The 20,255-nt window shown below is 59.7% G+C and carries 18 protein-coding genes and 1 pseudogene; 8 read left to right on the top strand and 11 right to left on the bottom strand.

The window, feature by feature from the left end; translation table 11 throughout:
- The first annotated feature begins 200 nt into the window (after window positions 1-200).
- On the top strand, window positions 201-839 hold the full coding sequence (locus tag IB277_RS36895) for a hypothetical protein (RefSeq protein ID WP_060581911.1): 639 nt from the start codon (window positions 201-203) through the stop codon (window positions 837-839).
- A gap of 241 nt (window positions 840-1,080) precedes the next feature.
- Window positions 1,081-1,274, top strand: a pseudogene (locus IB277_RS36890) (transposase); the annotation flags it as partial.
- A gap of 212 nt (window positions 1,275-1,486) precedes the next feature.
- On the opposite strand, the gene IB277_RS36885 reads toward IB277_RS36890, so the two are convergent.
- The gene (locus IB277_RS36885) at window positions 1,487-1,918 is read right to left on the bottom strand and encodes a MarR family winged helix-turn-helix transcriptional regulator (RefSeq protein ID WP_371813771.1); all 432 of its coding nucleotides are present in this window, start codon (window positions 1,916-1,918) and stop codon (window positions 1,487-1,489) included.
- Between the two features lie 147 nt (window positions 1,919-2,065).
- On the opposite strand from IB277_RS36885, the gene IB277_RS36880 reads away from it, so the two are divergent.
- A complete protein-coding gene (locus IB277_RS36880) occupies window positions 2,066-3,862 on the top strand; it encodes a chloride channel protein (protein WP_192373270.1) in 1,797 nt (598 codons plus the stop codon).
- 351 nt (window positions 3,863-4,213) lie between these two features.
- Here the strand turns inward: IB277_RS36880 and IB277_RS36875 are convergent, their stop codons facing one another.
- The 8 genes from IB277_RS36875 to IB277_RS36840 all read right to left on the bottom strand — a co-directional run bounded on the left by IB277_RS36875 (window position 4,214) and on the right by IB277_RS36840 (window position 13,588).
- Window positions 4,214-4,639 carry a pseudoazurin gene (locus tag IB277_RS36875; protein ID WP_112597271.1) on the bottom strand — a complete coding sequence of 142 codons (426 nt, stop codon included), beginning with the start codon at window positions 4,637-4,639 and terminating at the stop codon, window positions 4,214-4,216.
- A 77-nt stretch (window positions 4,640-4,716) separates the two neighbouring features.
- Complete coding sequence (locus tag IB277_RS36870; protein ID WP_192373268.1) at window positions 4,717-5,712, bottom strand: FAD:protein FMN transferase; 996 nt, start codon at window positions 5,710-5,712, stop codon at window positions 4,717-4,719.
- Window positions 5,705-6,271: a nitrous oxide reductase accessory protein NosL gene (locus IB277_RS36865; protein ID WP_060586046.1), complete on the bottom strand. Its 567-nt coding sequence runs from the start codon at window positions 6,269-6,271 to the stop codon at window positions 5,705-5,707. Before IB277_RS36865 ends, IB277_RS36870 begins: the two co-directional genes overlap by 8 nt.
- Entirely contained in the window at window positions 6,268-7,095 is an 828-nt protein-coding gene (locus tag IB277_RS36860; RefSeq protein WP_060586044.1) for an ABC transporter permease, read from the bottom strand. Before IB277_RS36860 ends, IB277_RS36865 begins: the two co-directional genes overlap by 4 nt.
- Window positions 7,092-8,009: an ABC transporter ATP-binding protein gene (locus IB277_RS36855; RefSeq protein ID WP_060586042.1), complete on the bottom strand. Its 918-nt coding sequence runs from the start codon at window positions 8,007-8,009 to the stop codon at window positions 7,092-7,094. Before IB277_RS36855 ends, IB277_RS36860 begins: the two co-directional genes overlap by 4 nt.
- A complete protein-coding gene (locus IB277_RS36850) occupies window positions 8,006-9,361 on the bottom strand; it encodes a nitrous oxide reductase family maturation protein NosD (protein WP_162702335.1) in 1,356 nt (451 codons plus the stop codon). The genes IB277_RS36855 and IB277_RS36850 overlap by 4 nt, the downstream gene beginning before the upstream one ends.
- Window positions 9,362-9,372: 11 nt before the next feature.
- Window positions 9,373-11,286: a TAT-dependent nitrous-oxide reductase gene (gene nosZ, locus IB277_RS36845; RefSeq protein WP_112597229.1), complete on the bottom strand. Its 1,914-nt coding sequence runs from the start codon at window positions 11,284-11,286 to the stop codon at window positions 9,373-9,375.
- A gap of 40 nt (window positions 11,287-11,326) precedes the next feature.
- Window positions 11,327-13,588 carry a NosR/NirI family protein gene (locus tag IB277_RS36840; protein WP_192373266.1) on the bottom strand — a complete coding sequence of 754 codons (2,262 nt, stop codon included), beginning with the start codon at window positions 13,586-13,588 and terminating at the stop codon, window positions 11,327-11,329.
- Window positions 13,589-13,731: 143 nt separating this feature from the next.
- Here IB277_RS36840 and IB277_RS36835 point away from each other — a divergent pair, with 143 nt between their 5' ends.
- Complete coding sequence (locus IB277_RS36835; RefSeq protein WP_112597232.1) at window positions 13,732-14,583, top strand: ferritin family protein; 852 nt, start codon at window positions 13,732-13,734, stop codon at window positions 14,581-14,583.
- A gap of 236 nt (window positions 14,584-14,819) precedes the next feature.
- Here IB277_RS36835 and IB277_RS36830 read toward each other — a convergent pair whose 3' ends face one another.
- Together IB277_RS36830 and IB277_RS36825 are read right to left on the bottom strand one after the other, a co-directional pair.
- Entirely contained in the window at window positions 14,820-16,013 is a 1,194-nt protein-coding gene (locus tag IB277_RS36830; RefSeq protein ID WP_246812912.1) for a glycosyltransferase family 4 protein, read from the bottom strand.
- A 171-nt stretch (window positions 16,014-16,184) separates the two neighbouring features.
- Complete coding sequence (locus tag IB277_RS36825; RefSeq protein ID WP_371813770.1) at window positions 16,185-16,622, bottom strand: MarR family winged helix-turn-helix transcriptional regulator; 438 nt, start codon at window positions 16,620-16,622, stop codon at window positions 16,185-16,187.
- A 149-nt stretch (window positions 16,623-16,771) separates the two neighbouring features.
- On the opposite strand from IB277_RS36825, the gene IB277_RS36820 reads away from it, so the two are divergent.
- The 4 genes from IB277_RS36820 (at window position 16,772) to IB277_RS36805 (ending at window position 20,153) form a co-directional block, all read left to right on the top strand.
- Window positions 16,772-18,577 carry a chloride channel protein gene (locus tag IB277_RS36820; protein ID WP_192373262.1) on the top strand — a complete coding sequence of 602 codons (1,806 nt, stop codon included), beginning with the start codon at window positions 16,772-16,774 and terminating at the stop codon, window positions 18,575-18,577.
- A 129-nt stretch (window positions 18,578-18,706) separates the two neighbouring features.
- Complete coding sequence (locus tag IB277_RS36815; RefSeq protein WP_192373260.1) at window positions 18,707-19,312, top strand: hypothetical protein; 606 nt, start codon at window positions 18,707-18,709, stop codon at window positions 19,310-19,312.
- Between the two features lie 255 nt (window positions 19,313-19,567).
- On the top strand, window positions 19,568-19,744 hold the full coding sequence (locus IB277_RS36810; RefSeq protein WP_162770674.1) for a hypothetical protein: 177 nt from the start codon (window positions 19,568-19,570) through the stop codon (window positions 19,742-19,744).
- 100 nt (window positions 19,745-19,844) lie between these two features.
- Window positions 19,845-20,153 (top strand): phasin family protein, encoded by a 309-nt coding sequence (locus IB277_RS36805; RefSeq protein WP_192373258.1) that lies wholly within the window; start codon window positions 19,845-19,847, stop codon window positions 20,151-20,153.
- Window positions 20,154-20,255: the final 102 nt, after the last annotated feature.

Here is a 20,255-nt window from a genome sequence, read left to right as displayed (position 1 = left end):
CCGACAGGTTTCGCAGCGGCAGAAACAACCCAGTTTTCTTCATCTTGAACGGTAATACCCAGAACCTTGACCCCTGGGCCGGGTGACCATTTCAATTGCGCTCGCATCCCCGCAGATAGCAGTCGAGGCGCTAACACTCTGTTAACCACAGAAATTGAGGAAGAACCCGATTAAATGCAAAACGACAGCGTCTGAAAGAGTTGTCCGCGGAGATCGACGAGCGGTTTCGTCAGTGTAACCTGGTAACTTATCGCCAGATCGCACTGGAAAAGGGATCCGTCTGGGATCTAATCGCCGAGCGCAACCTTCCTGAAATGATGTCAGCTTGGACCCTCTCTCCGGCAATTGCCAAAACATTCAAAGGTGGCGTGCCACCTGAAGGATGGCAGGGCGTCATCGTTGCGCTCAAACCGCCCGCCGGCAGCATCATCCTAAACCTCGACACCTTGTATCGGTCCGACGATTTTTTAATCGCCTTAGATCGCGAGAGGGGCTTCATCACGGGGTGTGCCGATGGAGCCGGGCGCTACGGCGGAACACAATCCGAGGTTGTATTGGAGATCGATAGTCTCAACAGCAGCGATATATACGCGCTTGGTGGCTACTCCGCTGACCGCGACACACTCATCCGTATCATGTTTCATTCGAACCCGACACCCGAGTTGATCGCGTGGTTTGACCATCACAGTAAGACAGCGGGCGTTGCTCCTGGACCTATGTGGCTTGAAGGCGATCCGTTGGTACGGGTCATGAAGCGAATGCAGCCGCATATCGAACGACTGAAGCCGATTAAGGCCGCCGAGATGGCGGCAGGCGGCATTGTCCCGATCAGGACGTAGGAATTTGCGCATCTTGGTTTTTGACTGCATCAGAAAATTATATAGCTACTACAATGCTGTATCTGCTCCCAATTTCATCCTGTTCGGTGCGCCAGTTTTATACAGGAATAACAAGCACTTGCATTTAACCATCTGCCAACGCTAGTGTTAGCGTCATCTGTTGTTTGCCGGCCGCGGAAGAGTAAAAAAGTCGGCCAACCGGAGAGTACAATGATCGGGGACTTTGGAGACCGCAACTCCAGTCCGTGACCTCTTTACACTCTGGCAGCAACTTTGCCGCGGGTGTCGGGAAAATCCAAACTCGCCGAAGCTCTCTGGTATGCCATATCGCGTCGCGACATATTCGAGCGCTTCCTGACCGACGGCCGTGTCGAGCTCGACTCCAACATTGTCGAGCGAGCTATCAGACCCCAGGCCATCACCTACGCCGCCTGAACGGCCCCGGCTTGTCGCTTACACTGCTCCTCATTTGGCGGGAAGAGATCAATCGGGCACTCCGACAATCCCGCACGTTGCAATATATGTCGTAATGCGACATAAATAAAGCGTCGGTTTACTCCCGCTTCTCCGGGTGACGAAGGCGGAATAGTTCAAAGCAGGAACTGGGCCGGGATGAGCAATTGCGCGCACGCAGTTGATAAAGGCTCTCAGAGTGGGCCTTTAATCTGGAGATCGTTAAGCAGCTCTATCAAGCGCGGGGCCATCTCCCGGATCTCGGTCAGATGAATGGCGCTCAATCGCGTAAGGATGTCTTCCGCCTTCGCAGTAAGCGCAAGCGTCTGGCGGCGACTGTCATGCGGATCGAGCTCACGCGTGACATAGCCGGCCCCCACGAGCCGCTCGACGAGTTCGGAAGCGGTGTGCCGGGCAACGACCAGGCGCTCGGACAAGTCTCCGACCGTCATGGGAGCTTCGCCGCGATGGCCTTTGATGGCCAGCAGGGCCTGATGTTGCTGACTTGGGAGCCCCTCGTGCTGTGCTGCCGACGTCGAAAAATCCGTAAAACGCCGCAGGGCGTAGCGCAGGTTGGCAAGCGCCTCGTAGTCGGCATCGGTGAGTGCGTCTTGTTTCTTGGTCACAGACTTTGGCACCAGGAGTGTTTCACGGGCTATGTGCATAGCGCTCGCGGGACGAGCTGCCAACACCGACTTGATTTATATCGCATTGCGATATATGTGCGCTGCGGGCGATCGCACCCTCTGTTCAGCCGCCACACAGGTTTCCCGATGTCGTCAAAACCTTCCCGTCCGCACCAGCACGATTTCATGGGCGGCCTTGCTCGCCGCGAAGCTGGTGATTTCACCACCGACCGGCGCGTGCTCCTGTTGATCGGAATGGCGATAATCGTCGCAACCGGTGGCGCGTTCGCGGCCTGGTTCCTCGTCAATCTGATTGCTCTCGTCACCAACATCGTCTGGTTTGGGCGGGTGAGCATCGGGGAAGCGCGGATAGCCGACGTGATCTTCTCGCCCTGGATGGCCTTGATCCCGGTGGTTGGAGGGCTCGTCATTGGCCTGATGGCGCGTTTCGGATCGGAGAAGATCCGCGGGCATGGTATCCCCGAAGCGATAGAAGCCATCGTTATCGGCGGCAGTCGCATGTCAGCGAAGGTTGCCGTGTTGAAACCGCTGTCGTCGGCGCTTTCGATCGGCACGGGAGGCCCGTTCGGGGCCGAGGGGCCGATCATCATGACCGGTGGCGCGATTGGTTCGCTTTTTGCCCAGTTTTTCCATTTGAGTGCGGCAGAGCGAAAGACCTTGTTGGTCGCAGGGGCGGCGGCCGGCATGACGACAATCTTCGGCTCACCTGTCGCAGCCGTCATGCTTGCGGTCGAACTCCTCCTGTTTGAATGGAAGCCCCGCAGCTTCATTCCCGTGGCAGTCTCAGCCTGCGTTGCCATCTCCTGGCGACCGCTGCTGTTCGGAAGTGGACCGCTGTTCCCGACGCATTTCCAGATCGATTTTCCGTGGTGGGATATTCTGCTTTGTGCCGGAGTGGGGATTATTGCCGGCCTTCAGTCCGGGCTGCTCACGACTCTCCTCTACAAGATTGAAGATCTGTTCGAGCGCCTGCCGATCCACTGGATGTGGTGGCCGGCGCTCGGAGGTCTTGCCGTTGGGCTCGGTGGCCTAGTCGAGCCACATGCTCTCGGTGTCGGTTACGACGTGATCGAGGGGCTGCTCGAAAACAGCTGGCCAACATCGACGGTCATCGCCATTCTCTTGGTCAAGGCCACGATCTGGCTCATCGCTCTCTCGTCGGGCACATCGGGCGGTGTGCTGGCGCCGTTGCTGATCCTCGGAGGCGCACTAGGATGGCTGACGGGCTTGATGCTTCCCGGAGATCCGGGATTCTGGGCGCTTCTCGGCATGGCGGCGATGATGGGTGGCACGATGCGCGCGCCGTTGACCGGAACGTTTTTCGCGATCGAGATCACCGGCGATCTCAGCACGCTCATACCCTTGCTGGCCGCCACGATTGCCGCCTACGCCGTGACTGTGCTCCTGCTGAGGCGCTCGATCCTGACGGAGAAGATTGCGCGGAGAGGACAGCACATCAGCCGTGAATACGGTGTCGACCCTTTTGAGTTCGCCCGGGCTCGCGACATTATGGTCAGCACAGTCGACACCTTGCCGGCGACGATGTCGGTGGCGGAGGTGTGTGCGCATTTCGCCGCGGCGGATGAGGCACACCGGACCTATCCGGTCGTTGACGGGGCCGGCGCGCTTGTCGGTATGGTTTCGCGTTCAGATGCGCTTCGGTGGCAGCGAGGTCCGGACATTGGGGCCGACATGCTGGCAGACAAGGTATCGGACACCTCGATCCCGATCGGGCATCCCGACGACACTGTTGGTCACATCGCGGACATCATGATTGCGACCGATGCTGCGAGGATACCCATCACGGATCCGCTATCCGGCACCTTGGTCGGCCTTGTCACCCGCAAGGACCTTCTCCGACTCAGGCAATCCCAGAAATCCGCTGAATTGGAACGGCGGCCCTATCTTGGAAGGATGCGATAGAGGCGTTGATTAGAGTGGTCTGACGGGGCTATTGCACCCTGGTTGCTTGTGGCCAGTGGAAAGCCAGGAGGGCGCGGCGGCCACAGACAGACTCGGCAAACTGAACGGCCGGTGGCAGCCGAACGTGAGGCACCCCATCGAGTTCTGAAATAGTCGATACGCCGGTCGTCATTGTTCAGGTCTCGCGGCGGCAGGCAATGGAGGAAACTCGGCGACTGTTGATCGCCGGGCTTCAAAAGCAAGAGCGAGCCGGTGGGGCGGCGAAGCCAAGACGCCAATGCGGCCGATCGTGCGGGAGAAGCCGGCGAGCTTTGTGATCTCGTCGCCCGCCGGTTTTCTCTTGGAGCAAGCCTAGAGTTGCGAAAGCGCCTTGTCGACCCGTTCGCGGGCCTTCTTCGGGAGTTTCGCAGACTTGATCGAATCGAGGTTCGCCGGAGAGTCCCCAACCACGACGACGGCAACCATGCCCATCGAAAAATGCGGCGTGCACTTGATCACATAGGCTCCTGGCACCGTGAACGCCTGTTTCAAAGTGTCGTTGATCTTGCTCTTGAAGGCTTCGGCTCCTTCCGGGATCAAACCCTTCATCGTTTCAGCGTTGTGACCCTTGTCGGTGGGAAGGAAGGTGATCGTGTCACCTGGCTGCACCTTCGTCAGCGCAGGCTCGAATACCATCACCCCGTCAGGGCCCTTGTTCATCATATGAACCTCGAAGTCCGCAGCTGCGGCCGGAACTGCGATCATTGTGAGCAAAGTTGCCGCAGCCAGATTTTTCAGAAGGTGCATGGTCAAGTACTCCGTTGAGATTGGTGTGATTGCGCTATGGAAAATGCGAGCATCCGCGTTGTGCGTCCTCAGGCTCGTGTTTCGAAACGGCGATGGCCGCCGTCCGCCCGGACAAGATCAACCAGTACGCCTGATCTGCGGTCTAACGTGGATCGGATAATGGTCTCATCCATCAAGCTGAATGCCGTCGACAGAGCATCGGCGGTGGTCGCATCATCGGCGATGACGGTCACACGCCTGTACAATGCAGCTGCTCCTCCGGTGCGCGGATCAAGGATATGGCTGAAACGCTGGGCCTTGTCGAAGTGGAAACCCATGCCACTGGAGGTCGCGACAGCCTTGTCGATCACGTCGAGAACGACGTCGGGAAACGCGTCGTCCTGTCGCTCTGCTAGGCCGATCCGCCAGGGCGTTCCATCCAACCTCGAGCCTACAGCGCGATTTTCCCCCATGTTCACGAGACTGCTAGTTACCCCGGCGTCTCGCAGCAAGTCCACGATCCTGTCCGTGACGTAGCCTTGGGCGATGCCATTCAAGGTCAGTGCCATCTTCGGTCGAGTCAGGACGATGCGATCCCGATCGAACCTGATCCCTTCGAAGCCAACGGCGTCGAGCGTGTCCCTGATCTTTTCGGCTGAAGGGCCGGATGGGTCCGCCTTGGGCCGCGTGAAGTGGTCTCGGTATAGCGACCACAGCGGCTGTATAGTGGGATCGAACCCGCCGTCACTCATGTTCCAAAATTCTTGGCAGGAGCCAAGCAGCGCCACAAGGTCTTGCGGGGGAGCGACCAGAGCGCCGACGCGGTTCAACTCGGAAAGCGCGGTATCGTCACGATAGAGGCTGAACGCGCGTTCCAGTCTTGTGACCTCGGCGACGACTGTGTCGATCAATCGTTCGGCTCGCGCGCGGTCTTCATGATTGAGGATCAGTGTCGCTGGCGCGCCGAGAGCCTGTCCCTTCCAGGTGACGGTGCTTGATGCTGCCTTTGCGGCAGTCAGGAGGGGCAAACCGGCAGCTGCGGCGAAAATCGCGATTGCGCGGCGTCGAGTATATCCTTTAGCCATGGTTGTGCCCTTCCACACTTTCCTCGGCGTCGGGGCTGGTTGTCGTGGCGTCGACACCGCCTGCACCCAGCACGTAGTCCTGCGGGACCTCGCCGAACGGGACGACGCGCCCGCCGTTCTTGACGGAAAATTGTTGCGCCGCTTCCTCTGTGCCGAACGGCACAGCCTCTTCCGCGCCCATGCCGCCCCGCAAAGAGCTGCCGATGACGTAGAAAGCCTTGCGGGCGTCAATCCAGTTGTTTTCTCCGGGCTTCTCCCAGCTTGGCGCCTTGCTCATGTCGGAGACGTAGATCGCCGCGATGTCCTTCGGCTCCTCCGGCAGCATGGTGAACGCCAAGGCGTCGCGAGCGGACGAAAACCAGATGGGTTCGGGAACTTGCGCATCCAAAATGATCTGCCCCTTGGGTCCTGGGTGTTCGAGCACGTTCATTCCGCAGTATCTGCCTGTCGCTTCGGACGTCAGCGCGTACGGTGCGGGCGGAGGAGCCTTTTGCTCTTCCTTGCAGCTTGCGAGCAGAAAGGCCGACAGGAGTGCCGCGGCCACCAAAGCGCGTCTCATAGCTCCCTCCTCGAAAATACTGCCGCGGCGAGCGCTAGCGGCACGATGGTCCACGCAGCCAGTGCGCCGACCATCATCGCGGCATTAAGCCCGGAATGCTCGGCGACACCGCCCAGACCCGAAAAGGCGCTCGCCTCTCCCGAACCGAGGTTGAGCATCCGGTAAGCGTCGGTTGGATTGAATAGCAAAACCGCATCCAGCAGGCCTGACGGGATAGCATGCCCTCCCGCCGCGACCAGTGCGCCGAGCAACGCCATGTCGTAAATCAGGACAAAAAGCAGCCAGATGCCGATAGCTATCCCGCCCGCCGTGCTCCGCTCGCTGACGATCGCACTGGCGAGGTATCCGATCGCGACGAATACCGCCCCTAGGAGCACCGACGATCCGAGCATGTTGAGGAAGGCCCACCAACTGCCCGTGTCGATGTTGCCTCCCGTGATAGCGAGCGCCAGGGCGGCGGCACCATAGCCGCAGAGCGTCGCAAACGAGAGGATGGCAATGTGGCCGAGGAACTTGCCGAGAATGACCTGATTGCGTCCAATCGGATAGCTTAGAAGCAGCAGCATGGTGCCGCGCTCCATCTCGCCTACGATCGCGTCGTGCGAGAGCAGGAGCGCGATCAACGGCACGAGAAAGATGGTCAGGCTGGAAAGACTGACGATGACAACGTCGAGTTGGTTGACCCCGACATTCCCGGTCGGCGCGCTCCCCAGTGCGGTGAGGGTGAGCGCCAATGCTGCAAGGAGAAGGGTAGCTCCGAGCACCCATCGATTGCGCAAGCCTTCCCGGATCTCCTTGCGGGCCATAATAAGAATGTTCTTCATTCGGCCGCCTTCCGCCCGCCAAGAAAATGGGCATAGAGGTCGTCCAATGTCGGCTCGACGAGTTGCAGCCCGGCAACCTCCGCAGGGTTGGCTGTGACCTCCCGAAGGAGTGCGACTTTTTCGTCCATTGCCACCTCGGTCTCGACGGTATCGACGCCCGTGATCCTCCATCCACCTCCTGCATTCCAGTCAGCGGTCGATTTGCCGTTGGCAAGCCTGACACTCACGCGCGTGGGTAGCTGAGCCAAACCGCGCAATGTGTCCAGCGATCCATCAGCGACCTTGACGCCTTCGTTGACGATCACCACGCGATCGGCACGGCCTTCGAGTTCGGTCAATGCGTGTGACGAAAGAAGGATTGTGGTTCCAGCGGAGCGCAATCCGTCCAGGATGTCGTAGAATCGCCGACGAAGAGCCGGATCGAGACCGCTCGTAGGTTCGTCCAGAAGCAGGACCCGCGGGTGGCCAAGCAGTGCCTGCGCCAGTCCCAGTCTCTGCCGCATCCCCTTTGAATAGGTCCGAACCGGACGGTCGGCGGCAACCGGAGCCAGACCAACCTGCTCCAGAAGCTCAGGCACCGAGGAGACCTCGACGCGCTTGAGGCGGGCGTAGAAGGCCAGCGTTTCGCGCCCCGTCAGGGCCATGTGGAAGGAAACGCTTTCCGGCAGGTAGCCAAGCCGCCTGCGGACCTCGAAGTCGCCCTTGGCCGGATCCTCGCCGAGAACGAGCACGCTGCCCGTCGAGGGGCGAATGAGCCCAAGCATGAGTTTGATCAGTGTCGTCTTGCCAGCCCCGTTGTGGCCGACAAGCGCGACCGTTTCCCCTTCTGTGAGCTCGAACGTAACATCCCTGACGGCTTCGACGCTGCCATAGCGCTTGGCGACCCCGGATACTGCCACCGTCGTGACATTCATTGCGCCGGCCTCCCTTGGGTGGGGGGTGCCATCAGGGGATGGCTGTCTACGACGCCGCCCGGTAGAAGGGCCGGGAATTGAGCCTGAGCCCAGCGGATGACCTGGACTGCGGGGCTGGTGGCCAGCACCTTGGCCTGGGGAGCGGTCCACATCACCTTGTCCATGACATCGTTTGGACGATAGGCGTTGTCACCGAGCCCGTCGCCATCGAGATCAAACGCCGGATTGTCGCTCCAGTAATTGCCGTGGCCGTCGACCGACCAATCGAGATACCGAGTTCCCACGTATTTGACCTGATTGCGGTTGTTGATGAAGGCGTTTCCGCTTATCGAATTACCCTCCGAGCCGGCCGTAAAGTGAATGCCGATCGAACAGCCGTCAAACCTGTTGCCCTTCAGCCGGTTCTTGTTGGCGTTGTAGATGAAAACGCACTTCTCGGGACCCAAGCGCTCGCCCGAAAGGTTGGCGTTGGGGCTCGTTGGGCTGTCATCGGAAGGCATTTTGTCAGCGGGGTCGTGATTTCCGGCGGTTGTCCATCGGCTCTGGGGCTGCATCCGCCCAATGACGGTGTTCCCCTCTATTTGCGATCCGTTGGCGAAATTCAGCACGAGGCCATGATCGCGGTCGCCGTCAGACACGTTGCCGACGACTTTCAGCTTGTTGGAGAACATCAGCGCGTAGCCGACGGCGTTTCCTATAGACGTGTTGCCGCGGATCTCGCTGTTGTTGGTGTACATGTAATGGATCGCGAAACGCACGTCGTGGAATTTATTGCCACTGAACACATTGCGTTTGCTTGCGATCGTGAAGATGCCGTCGCGGCCGAAGCTGACGTCGTTATCGATGATCTTGGCGCCCGGCGCGTTCCAAACCGCGATCCCGTTGCCCAACTCGCTCATGTGGCCCTTCTTCAGGCCGATGACCGTGTTTTTACGGACCAAGGAATCGGCGGCCCCGTGGACGTAGATCCCGTAGAGGTTCCCGGTAACGCTGTTGCGTTCGATAAGCGCGCCTGTTGCGTTCTCGGTGGCAAACACGCCTGAGTCCATGCCTTCGAGGTTCGTGCCCGAACCGCTGATTTCAAGACCACGGAGTGTTACGCCGGCCGCGTCGATGGTGACGACGGTGCCTTTTCCGTCGCCCATGATCGCAGCGCCGGGTTCGCCTTCCAGCGTCACGGACTTGGTGATTTTCACGGGACCCTTGTACTTGCCCGGACGCAATATGATGCGGTCCCCCGGTGATGCCGCCTCGATGATCGATGCCAGGTCATCGACGGGCGTGACCGTCCGCTCCGCGGCCTCGGCGGGGGTGGCGATGGCGACCCAGAAGGCCACCATCGCTGTGATCATCACGCGCCTCATCATACCGACTTCGGTTCGACCATCATGCGTCCCTTCATTTCCATGTGCATCGCATGGCAGAACCATGTGCAATAGTACCAGTAGACCCCGGGCTTGGAGGCCTTGAAAGTCACTGACGCCGTCGCCTGCGGCCCGATCTCCATGTTGATACCGTAATTGACGATGCAGAAGCCGTGAGTCAGGTCCTCGACCTCGTCGATGTTGGTGACGTAAACGGTCACCTCGTCGCCCTCCTTGACGGTGAAGGACTCAAGCCCGAACGCGGGAGCCGCCGACGTCATATAGACGCGCACCTTGTCGCCATCGCGCTTCACCTCGGAGTCCACCATGAGGTCGATATTGTCTTTTTTGGCTTGAGCGACGGCGTCTGCGAAGAAGGGGTCCTCACGGTTCCACACGTGAACCGGGTTGATCTTGGACGCGTGCACGATTGTTGCGTCGTGGGGCTCGGCGAAGGTCGGGTTGTCGTGGACGAGCACCATTTCATCCCCTGAGATGTCGATCAGCTGATCGCTCTCCGGCTTCAGCGGGCCGGCGTTGAGGTAGCGATCTTTCGAGAACTTGTTAAGCGAGATGAGCCACTTGCCGTCGGCCTCCTTGGTCTGGCCCATCGAGGAGTGGTTGTGCCCGGGCTGATAATGGACATCCAACTTCTGGCGGATCGGATTGACCTTCTCGCCCTTAAACGCCCGTATGGCATCCTCGATGTTCCACTTGCACACCTGGCTGTCGAGGAAGAGCGTCGTATAGGCGTTTCCCCTCCCGTCGTAGGCCGTGTGCAACGGACCAAGCCCAAGTTCTGTTTCGGCGACGACGGTGTCGCGCGGCTGGATCTTGTCGTCGAAGAGGTCGTCGAACTTGCGCACGTCGAATACCGTGACCGTCGGTGACAGCTTGCCATTGGCGACGAAGTGGATGCCATCCGGGGCCGTATTTATACCGTGAGGACTGTTGGGCACCGGAATGTAGCGGGTGTACTTCGAGCCGTGGGAGCCATCGATGACGGGAACGCCGCCGATCTCCTTGTAGTCGCCCTTGGTGACCGCTTCTTCGATGCGTTTGAGATTGAACACGACGACCCAGTCCATGTCCTTGCTCATCATCTCTTCGAGAGTTACTCCCTCCTCCGAGTTGTAGCAGGTCGAATAGCAGTACTTGCCCTGGTAGTCCGCGTCGACGTTGTCGAGGTTGCCGTCGACCATGACCTGCCATGCGACTTTCATTGTCTCGCCGTCGACCGCGGTGAAAATGGATTGGTACTGCTTTGGATCGTCCAGGACCTTGCCGTCATTGGGGATCGGCACACCGTCTTCGCCGTTGCAGAACACGTAGCCTGTCTTGGGGAACTTCTGGACGCGCAGCCCGTGCACGGTATGTTGGTTTGGAAGCTCGATGATCTTGTCGCACTTCATGACGTCGAGACGGATACGGCAGACGCGTGTGTTGGATTTGTCGTTGGCAAAGAGGTAACGGCCGTCGTAGGTGCCGTCCGTGAACGACGGGTGTGGGTGGTGAAGGTCGCCGTTCTGGTAGACGCCGCCGCGATCTTTGAGAAACTCGACCGTCTCCGGTCGCATGTTTTCCGTGAGGACCTTCAGGCTCTCATTCGTTTGCCCCCATCCCGTCGCGCTGCAGCGGTTGAACACCGGAATGCGCATGATTTCTCGCATCGAGGGAACGCCGACGATGCGGACTTCACCCGACTGGCCACTTGAGAAGAAGGTGTAGTATTCGTCGAGCTCGCCGGGGCGGACCTCCCACTTCGCCGGCTCCTGGGCCATGGCCGGAGACGCCCCGCCTGCAAGGCCCAGCGCACCGGTGGCCGTAGCCGCTCCTGCGGCCGCGGCCACGGCGGTGGTACCCAGTAGTTGGCGTCGGTTGAAAAGGGGCAGGTTTTTATCTTCATTCGACATGGTATTGCCTCCTGAGATGCGGCTCACATTTGCCGCGTGCCTATTTCGAGTTGGTGACGGGCTCTCCGTTATGCGTGACAAGCGTCTTCGGCGGTGTCTTTTCGCCTCTCGATCCGGGCGTTGACAGCGCCATGAATTTTTCGCGCTTGAGCCGCACCTGGATCATGTGCGGACAGCGCTGGTCGTCATGATAGAGTTCCTGGCAGTGCATGCAGTAGATGCACTCGTTGACGTTGATCGGGCCTTCCGGATGAATTGCCTGTACCGGGCACTCTTTCGCGCAACGCTGGCAGGGAGAGCCGCATTCTGGCCATCGCTTCAACCACTCGAAGGTGCGGATGCGCCCAGGGATGGCAAGTGCCGCCCCCAGCGGGCAGAGGTAACGGCAGTAAAATCGCTCGATGAAGAGGCTAGCCGCAAGAAGCGCCAAGGCGAAGACCACGAACGGCCAGTCACGGATGAATTTGAGGATAATCGCGGTCTTGAACGGCTCGACCTCGGAGAGCATTTCCGCATAGGCCATCGAATAGAACGACATGCCGAAAAGCCCGAGGAAGACGATGTATTTGATAGGCCAAAGGCGCTCGTGCAGTCCCCAGGGGATGGTGACCTGCGGCACCTTCAGGCGCTTGGCGACGATGCTCAGCAGTTCCTGCAAAGCGCCGAACGGGCAGAGCCAGCCACAGAACGGGCCGCGCCCCCAAAACAGGAGGCCGGCTGCGACGGCGGCCCAAAGAATGAAAATCAACGGTGCAGCCAGGAAGAACTCCCAGCTGAAATTGGTGACCAGCGCGTTCGTGAACGTGAGGACGTTGACGACCGACAGCTGCGCATTGGCATACCAACCGAGCCAGACGAGCGTAAATACCAGATATCCGGTACGAAGCCAGCCGAAAAATTTCGGCCTTTTGACGAGCCAGTCTTGGAAGAAGAAGATGGCGGTCAGGACAAGGAGAGCTGCGACTGTGACTGCGATTGAGATGCTGTTCATCTCCCACATGCGTTGCCACAACGGTATTTCGTCAGGCGTCAACTTCGGATCGCTAGCCTGGGAGGGCGCCACCTGCGGTGTCTGGGCCGGCGTCGTCGGTACCTCGGCCTTGGTGACGGTGTAGTAACTGGGGGGAAGCGAGTATCCGATCGTAAACGGGATAACCGATTTGTCCCGAGCACCCCTGCTGCTACGCTGCACGAGCAGTTCCAGTTCCCACGGCTCAGTCGCGTCAAAGGCGAATTCCAGCGGCACTTCGAACAAAGCGATCTCCCGCAGGCGGGGAGCGTCCGACGGCACGAGCGCTGCGATCCTGGTATGGTCTCGATCGCGAAACCGCAGCCCTTGTCCGTCCTGCAGCAACTCGATGCGGTCGAAAATGCCGCCTCGGACGTAGCCGGAACCTTTGAAGGAGTATGCTCCGTCTCCCGCCACAAGGATTGCGGACTGTCCCGGCTTGAGTTTGCCGGCGAGGCGCTGATATGCGACGTCGCCCAGGAGCGTCTTGCCAATCGCGGGCACGCTCACCGGCGCGATGTACAGATCGATGAAACGGTTTTCGGGGTTTGCGGACTCCGGATGGGAAGCCGCTTCCGCATGCCCGGCCTCTTGAAAGGCCTTCGAAACCTCCCCAATCGTCAACCGAAGGCTCCGGACGGAGCCGTCGCCAAGGAGGGTTTGCCAGTCGCTCGCCTGATCCTTGGAAAGGTCGAGTTTTTTGACGGCAGTTGCCTGTTGAACGCCGACCGAGTGGCCGCCAGCCAAGCGGTTGCTCCTAATGAGGCTGACGGCCGAGCGGACGATACTGTCGCCCATGACGAGAACCGTCACGGTCGCTCCACTGACGATATCCACCTCCGGTGGGCGCTCAGCCCCGGCCGCGACCCGTCCAAGATCTTTGCCGATGATCGAATTCAACGCGGCGACGACTTTGGCTTCAGGGATCCCGATCAGGACGATCGGCTCGTGGTGTTCGAGGAGTTTGAAGCCCTTGATAATGCCGGATTGATCGATGCCAACCGCGATGCGGATAGGCTTGCCGGAATAGCCGACCGAACTGGTAAAATCGGAATTGAGATAAACGTACCCGAGCAGGTCATCACCCCGATAGACCGGCGCGATGGGTGGTTCACCCACGGTGTCTCCGAAGCGGTCGGCCCCTTCAAAAAGCTCACCCGGCTGGACTCTTTCAAGAAAAGTGGGAAGCTGTCCTGCCAATGCTGCGGTTCCGAACAAAAGTCCGACGAACGCCACTGCAAGCACGAGCATGTTTGCAAACAATGACAACCGAACTCTTTGTGAAAAGTTCATTGCGCTGACCGTAGGATTTCTTTGCGTCCCAAGATCAGAATGTATCCTAACCTTGATCAAAGACAACTCCTCGTTGGAAAAACTTACGATTCTCTGACAGTGGATATTCGGGCAAGGGGAAGACCTGACAGGAGTGAGCTGGTATGTCGTCAAACACCTCTGATCCTTGGAAACTGGCCTCATTGGACGAGCTGTTGGCGCTTGCTGGTGCGATGGAACAGGAAGCGATAGACGGATACGTCGCCCTCGGTCTCAGGATGAAGGCCATGGGACGTCCCGAGCTTGCGGCAGTGTTCGACGCGCTGGTCGCCGAGGAGCGGGCGCACTTGAGAAAAGTGGGCGAATGGGAGAACGCGCTTCGACACAAAACGCGCTCGGTCTCCACACATCCTCCCGAGCATTTGTTCGACGACGAGGGAGCGGGGAACGTGGCTCCCGAGATGCTGAGCGCCTACCGCGCGTTCTCGATTGCCGTTCGCAACGAGGAACGCGCGTTCGTGTTCTGGTCTTACGTCTCGGCCCATGCCCGGTCGCAAGACATTAGAGACGCGGCCGAACGAATGGCCCGGGAGGAACTCGGTCACGTTGCCACGTTGAGACGCGAGCGGCGGCGTGCATTTCATCAGGAACGAAGCCAGGTACTCTCGGTCGACAAAGGCGATTTGCCGCTCCTCGAGCGGAAGTTGTCGAACCTCCTTAAATCGATGGCAGAACTATCGACGGTGGGCGGGCGCGACGACCTACTGGCTCGTTCAAATGAAGCCGACCTGAGGTCAAAAACGATGCTGGAACACCCGTTTTTGACCACTTCGCGTCCGGAGAGGGCGACACAAAAGGCAGTCGAAAGTGCGCTGCCGCTCTGTGAATTCCTGGCAGAGTGCTACCTCGACATCGGAGATCGCGCGGCCAATGAGGAGGATGCTGATAGGGCCCGCGAGTTCGCCTCCCAGGTCATTCACTGTCTTCGGGCGCTTCGCCGCCTACCCTCGACATGATCGCAAGCCACCGTCCTAGTCCATCTCAGCATCTAGTCATGGCGGAGACGACGCGGTCAATTCCTTCGGGGCGCCGAGCTGCATCAGAATGAACGTCGAGCCGATCGTGCCCCAGATTACCGCATACGGTTTCGTGTTTGTTTCCGATTTGTGCGCCCAGGATCGCATAATGTATCGACTGGAATGCGTTCAGGCCGCCGATAATTCAGGTCATCACACCGCGATCCTCAGGCTGTCTAGTAACCTGTCGCGTTGGCCGGATAGGGCTTCACCTGCTTTTTGCACGCGGCGGATTGTTCCAGCGCCGAGAGCGCCATAGCGTCCCATTGGGAGAGGACGTGGTCTGCGTCGTAGCGCCGGACGTTGGCCTCGGCGTTTGCGGCGAGGCGGGTGCGGAGGGTGTCGTCGCCCATCACGTCGGACAGGGCGTCCGCGAGTGCGGTGATGTCGCCGTTTGGCACGAGGATACCGTCCTCGCCGTCTGCGATCATGTCAGTCGGGCCCCAGTCGCAGGCAAACGAGACGACGGGGAGGCCGGCGGCCATGGCTTCGAGCAGGACGATGCCCCAGCCCTCGTAGCGGGATGAGAGAACGAAGGCGTCGGCGGTCTCGAGCCAGAGGCCCGGCTTCGGCGTGAGACCGGGCATTTCCACTCGGTGGTTGAGGCCGAGCGCCTCGCGTTGAGCTTCCAGTTCCCGCCTTGCTTCGCCTTCGCCCCAGATGACGAGCTTCCAGTCGGGGTGCCGGTCGGCGATCCTGGCGAAGGCCTCCAGCAGCAGATCGAAGCCCTTTTGTGGTGTCAGACGGCCGACAGCGGTGAGCACATTGTTGCCGCGTTTGTTTTCCCAGCCGGCGGGCAGGTTGATGGCGTTGGGGATCACCCTTCCATGGCGACGGATCTCTGGCGAGAAGTAGTCAAGCGCTCCCTTGGTCATCGTCACCAGCGCGAATGCGCGCGGATAAAGGCGAAGCTGCAGCCATTTCCAAAGGGGGCCGAAGGGCTGCACCGCCGGGTTGTTGCGTTCCGATATGATGACCGGAAACCCCAAGCCTCTGGTTGCCAGCAGCGCCAGCACATTCGTGCGGGTGAGAAAGCTCAGGACGAAATCGGGGCGGGAGTTGCGGATCACCGAACGCAGGCGATAGAGCCGTCGGATTACCAGCCAGGCGGCGTGCAGCTTTGAGGCCTTCTGCACCGGTACGTCGAGCCGCCTGATGGCAACTCGTGGATCGAGCCTGTAGTAGGGTTCGGAGGCCGGCGCTTCAAGCGTGATCACGGTGACGGCGCAGCCAAGCCGCGCCCAGTGGCTGGCAACGAGGCTGACGACGTGTTCAGTCCCGCCGGGGCCGAGTGCTGAAACAATGATGGTTATGCGCGCACCGGCAATGCCGGCCGCTCCGGCGATGCCGGCGCCCTTACCCGGTTCCAATTTGGCTTGCCACCTCACTCTCCCAGTTAGCCACCACAAGAATGCCGCACAGGATAATATATATCGTGACACGATATAAATAAAGCGGCGTTCGTGTCCCATGCCCGCGGTCACGAGGCGAAGCCGTCCAATCTGGGTCGTTGGAATGAGCAAGCTGTCGGTGGTTTGGGGTTAAGCCTCGGACGGACCATTCGTTTGCAGATTGCCGAGCAGCTCTATCAAGCGCGGAGCCATATGACGGATCTCGGTCAGATGAATGGCGCTCAATCGCGTAAGGACGTCTTCGGCCTTGGCGGTGAGCGCCAACGTCTGGCGGCGCTTGTCGGACGGATCGGTCTCCCGCGTCACATAGCCTGCCCCCACGAGCCGCTCGACGAGTTCGGAAGCGGTGTGCCGAGCAACGACGAGGCGCTCGGACAAGACCCCGACTGTCATGGGCACTTCGCCGCGATGGCCTTTGATGGACAGCAGGGCCTGGTGTTGTTGACTGGGGAGCCCCTCCTGCTGCGCTGCGGACGTCGAGAAGTCCATAAAACGACGCAGGATGTAGCGCAGGTTAGCCAGCGCCTCGTAGTCGGCATCCGTAAGTGCGTCTTGTTTCTTGGCCACAGACTTTGACACCAGTACTGTTTCAGCTGGCTACGTCCATACCCGTCTAGGCACCGTCTGCCAACTCCGTCTTGATTTATATCGTATTACGACATATTAGCGCTGCGGGCGATCAGACCCACCGTTCCGCCGGCTCAGCAGGTATACCGATGTCACCGAAACATTCCCGTTCGCATCAGCACGATTTCATGGGCGGTCTTGCACGCCGCGAAGCCGGCGATTTCACCACCGACAGGCGCGTGCTGCTGTTGATCGGAATGGCGCTCATCGTCGGAACCGGAGGCGCCTTCGCGGCCTGGTTCCTCGTCAATCTGATTGCGCTTGTCACCAACATCGTCTGGTTTGGGCGGGTGAGCACGCAGGAGGCGCGGATAGCCGACGTTATCTTCTCACCCTGGATGGTGCTGATCCCGGTGGTGGGTGGGCTCGTCATCGGCCTGATGGCGCGCTTCGGCTCGGAGAAGATCCGCGGGCACGGTATACCGGAAGCGATAGAGGCCATCCTGATCGGGGGCAGCCGTATGTCGGCAAAGGTCGCGGTATTGAAGCCGCTGTCGTCAGCCCTTTCGATCGGTACGGGAGGACCTTTCGGGGCCGAGGGGCCAATCATCATGACCGGTGGCGCCATTGGTTCGCTGTTTGCCCAGTTCTTCCATATGAGCGCGGCAGAGCGAAAGACGCTGTTGGTCGCAGGGGCGGCGTCCGGTATGACGACGATCTTCGGCTCACCTGTCGCAGCTGTCATGCTTGCGGTCGAACTCCTCCTGTTCGAATGGAAGCCGCGTAGCTTCATTCCCGTCGCGGTCTCAGTTTGCGTCGCCATCTCGTGGCGACCGCTGTTGTTCGGCACGGGACCGCTGTTCCCGACGCATTTCCAGATCGATTTTCCGTGGTGGGATATTCTGCTTTGTGCCGGAGTGGGGATTATTGCCGGCCTTCAGTCCGGGCTGCTCACGACTCTCCTCTACAAGATTGAAGATCTGTTCGAGCGCCTGCCGATCCACTGGATGTGGTGGCCGGCGCTCGGGGGACTTGCCGTTGGGCTTGGTGGCCTGATCGAACCCCGAGCTCTTGGTGTCGGCTACGATGTCATTGAAGGGTTGCTGAAAAACAGCCTGCCGACATCGACTGTGGTCGCCATCCTCTTGGTGAAGGCCACGATCTGGCTGATCGCTCTCTCGTCCGGTACATCAGGTGGTGTGCTGGCTCCCTTACTGATCCTTGGAGGCGCCCTTGGATGGCTGACGGGCCTGGTGCTTCCCGGAGATCCGGGATTCTGGGCGTTGCTCGGCATGGCGGCGATGATGGGCGGAACAATGCGCGCTCCGCTGACGGGAACGTTTTTCGCCATCGAGATTACTGGTGATCTCAACGCGCTCATCCCCTTGCTGGCAGCCACGATTGCCGCCTACGCCGTAACTGTCCTCTTGCTGCGGCGCTCGATCCTCACGGAAAAAATCGCCCGCAGGGGACAGCACATCAGCCGTGAATACGGTGTCGACCCTTTCGAGTTCGCGCGAGCTCGCGACATCATGGTTAGCACCGTCGACACGTTGCCGGCGACAATGTCGGTGACCGAGGTCTGTGCCCATTTTGCCGAGGCGGAAGATGCGCACCGGACCTATCCGGTGGTTAACGAAGCCGGTGCGCTTGTCGGTATGGTTTCGCGTGCAGACGCGCTTCGGTGGCAGCGAGGTCCGAACGTCGGGGCCGACATCCTGGCTGACAAGGTATCGGACACCTCGATCCCGATCGGGCATCCCGACGACACCGTTGGTCACATCGCGGACATCATGATTGCGACCGATGCTGCGAGAATCCCCATCTCCGATCCGATAACCGGGACTTTGGTCGGCCTTGTCACCCGCAAGGACCTGCTTCGCCTCAGGCAGTCCCATAAATCCGCTGAACTGGAACGACGACCTTATCTGGGAAGGACTTTTCAGAGGAGTTGAACAGCGGGGCCCGGTTCGGGCGTGTTTTAATTGCTGCGCCCATCCGAGACGCTCCATTACCTGCCATGGGCTTGCCCAAAAATAACCTGCCGCTAACATTCAAGGCAACCAGCACAACACGGTGAACCGATGCCGAGCTTTACACTGGATACCAACTGTCTGGTCGATGTCGACGAGGACCGGCCAGCCCAGGGCGACGTGTTGTCACTGATTGAAGCCGCAAGGCGCGGAGAAGCCGATCTGGCGATGTTGGCCTCGAGCGCCTCTGAACGGCAGCCCGGCGGGCGCCCCTTCGATCGCCTTGCGGATTTCAAGAAAAGGATGACAGCAATCGGTGTTGGCGACATCACGCTGCTAAGACCCATCGCAAGGCACGGCCTTTCGTTCCAAGGTTTCGGCATCATGAGCGAAGAGGCGGCAGTCTGTCGCGAGCGTCTGATTTTCACGACCCTTTTCCCAACGACGCCGCCACGCTGGTCCGACTTTGCGGCAATGAGCGGTTTGGATCAAAGGGATCTGCGCAACGCTGCTGCTTGGAAGTGGCGCAATTGCCTGGGCGCCGCCCAGGCCTTCTGGGCGCATGAGTACGCCAAGCGCGACGTCTTTGTGACTTCCGACCGGGCATTTTCACGCCTGCGCAACAAAACCGAGTTTGCTGATGCCGTTGTCATGACGCCCGCGCAAGCTGTTCAGTCGTTAACTCTAGGATCATCACTGCGCATGCGAAGAACCTGAGCGCCAAATGGACGGGCAAAGGATGCGACACTCGATCGCTATTTGGAAATGCAGCATCTGGTGGTTTCGTTGACCGGGGATCCACACGGCTTCGTCGATACGGCGCTGAGTAGCAGGGGCAGACGAGACGGACGGCCATAACGGTCCCGAACTTCATGTTCGCGCTCGCGATAGCTTCCGAAGCGTGTCATCGAAGCTTCGAGGTGAACTAGACCTTTTGGAACGCCGCCCGACCCGCCTTGTGGGATCATCCCCATGATGACGCCGAGAGGGGGCTACGCCATGTTTCGTGTGCTGGTGTTGACCTTTGCCTTGACAGCATGCCCGGTGCAGGCCGTGCAGCGCCCCCCCGAGGCGCTCCGACACCCGGACTTCATCAACGCCGTCGACAGCGGATACCTCGGGCGCATTGCCATCGGCTATTTTGAGTGAGTCATGTCGTGTTTGCTGCGCCGCACACTCGTCTTGACATTTTGTGCGATGCACATAAGCTCCTGCTTATAAATTAGGTAGCCATCAAGGAGACACCCAAATGTTCAACTTCGCCGATGCAAACAAAACGAGCAAAGAAGCCCTCGAGACGGCTGTGAAGGGCTACTCTGCGTGGACGAACGGTCTCCAGGCGATCGCCACTGAAGCTACTGAGTATTCGAAGACGTCGTTTCAACAGAGCATCGCGCATGTTCAAAAAATAACGGGCGTTCGCAGCGTCGAGGCTGCGTTCGAGCTCCAGACCAACTACGTCAAGGCGAGCTTTGAGGAATTCTTCGCCGAGGCGACGAAGATCGGCGAAATGTATGCTGATCTCGCAAAGTCGATCCTGTCCCAGGGAGTGGTGTAGGTGGCGGCCTTGGTCGCCGCGTTCTCCGGCATGGGCCGGGATGATCAGCGCGCCACGGCTGGCAGGCTGATGAGCGGATCATCGCTCATCTGGCTGATGGTT

The organism is Ensifer sp. ENS07 (genome assembly GCF_014852185.1).
GTDB classification, from domain to species: Bacteria; Pseudomonadota; Alphaproteobacteria; order Rhizobiales; family Rhizobiaceae; genus Ensifer; species Ensifer adhaerens.
This window is presented reverse-complemented; position numbering and strand designations above follow the sequence as displayed.

Bases quoted from the DNA above. Each gene is read 5' to 3' on its own strand.
- IB277_RS36880 (WP_192373270.1), top strand. From the start codon at position 2,066: ATGTCGTCAAAACCTTCCCGTCCGCACCAGCACGATTTCATGGGCGGC.
- IB277_RS36870 (WP_192373268.1), bottom strand. From the start codon at position 5,712: ATGGCTAAAGGATATACTCGACGCCGCGCAATCGCGATTTTCGCCGCA.
- IB277_RS36865 (WP_060586046.1), bottom strand. From the start codon at position 6,271: ATGAGACGCGCTTTGGTGGCCGCGGCACTCCTGTCGGCCTTTCTGCTC.
- IB277_RS36860 (WP_060586044.1), bottom strand. From the start codon at position 7,095: ATGAAGAACATTCTTATTATGGCCCGCAAGGAGATCCGGGAAGGCTTG.
- IB277_RS36855 (WP_060586042.1), bottom strand. From the start codon at position 8,009: ATGAATGTCACGACGGTGGCAGTATCCGGGGTCGCCAAGCGCTATGGC.
- IB277_RS36850 (WP_162702335.1), bottom strand. From the start codon at position 9,361: ATGATCACAGCGATGGTGGCCTTCTGGGTCGCCATCGCCACCCCCGCC.
- nosZ (WP_112597229.1), bottom strand. From the start codon at position 11,286: ATGTCGAATGAAGATAAAAACCTGCCCCTTTTCAACCGACGCCAACTA.
- IB277_RS36840 (WP_192373266.1), bottom strand. From the start codon at position 13,588: ATGAACTTTTCACAAAGAGTTCGGTTGTCATTGTTTGCAAACATGCTC.
- IB277_RS36835 (WP_112597232.1), top strand. From the start codon at position 13,732: ATGTCGTCAAACACCTCTGATCCTTGGAAACTGGCCTCATTGGACGAG.
- IB277_RS36820 (WP_192373262.1), top strand. From the start codon at position 16,772: ATGTCACCGAAACATTCCCGTTCGCATCAGCACGATTTCATGGGCGGT.
- IB277_RS36815 (WP_192373260.1), top strand. From the start codon at position 18,707: ATGCCGAGCTTTACACTGGATACCAACTGTCTGGTCGATGTCGACGAG.
- IB277_RS36810 (WP_162770674.1), top strand. From the start codon at position 19,568: ATGATGACGCCGAGAGGGGGCTACGCCATGTTTCGTGTGCTGGTGTTG.
- IB277_RS36805 (WP_192373258.1), top strand. From the start codon at position 19,845: ATGTTCAACTTCGCCGATGCAAACAAAACGAGCAAAGAAGCCCTCGAG.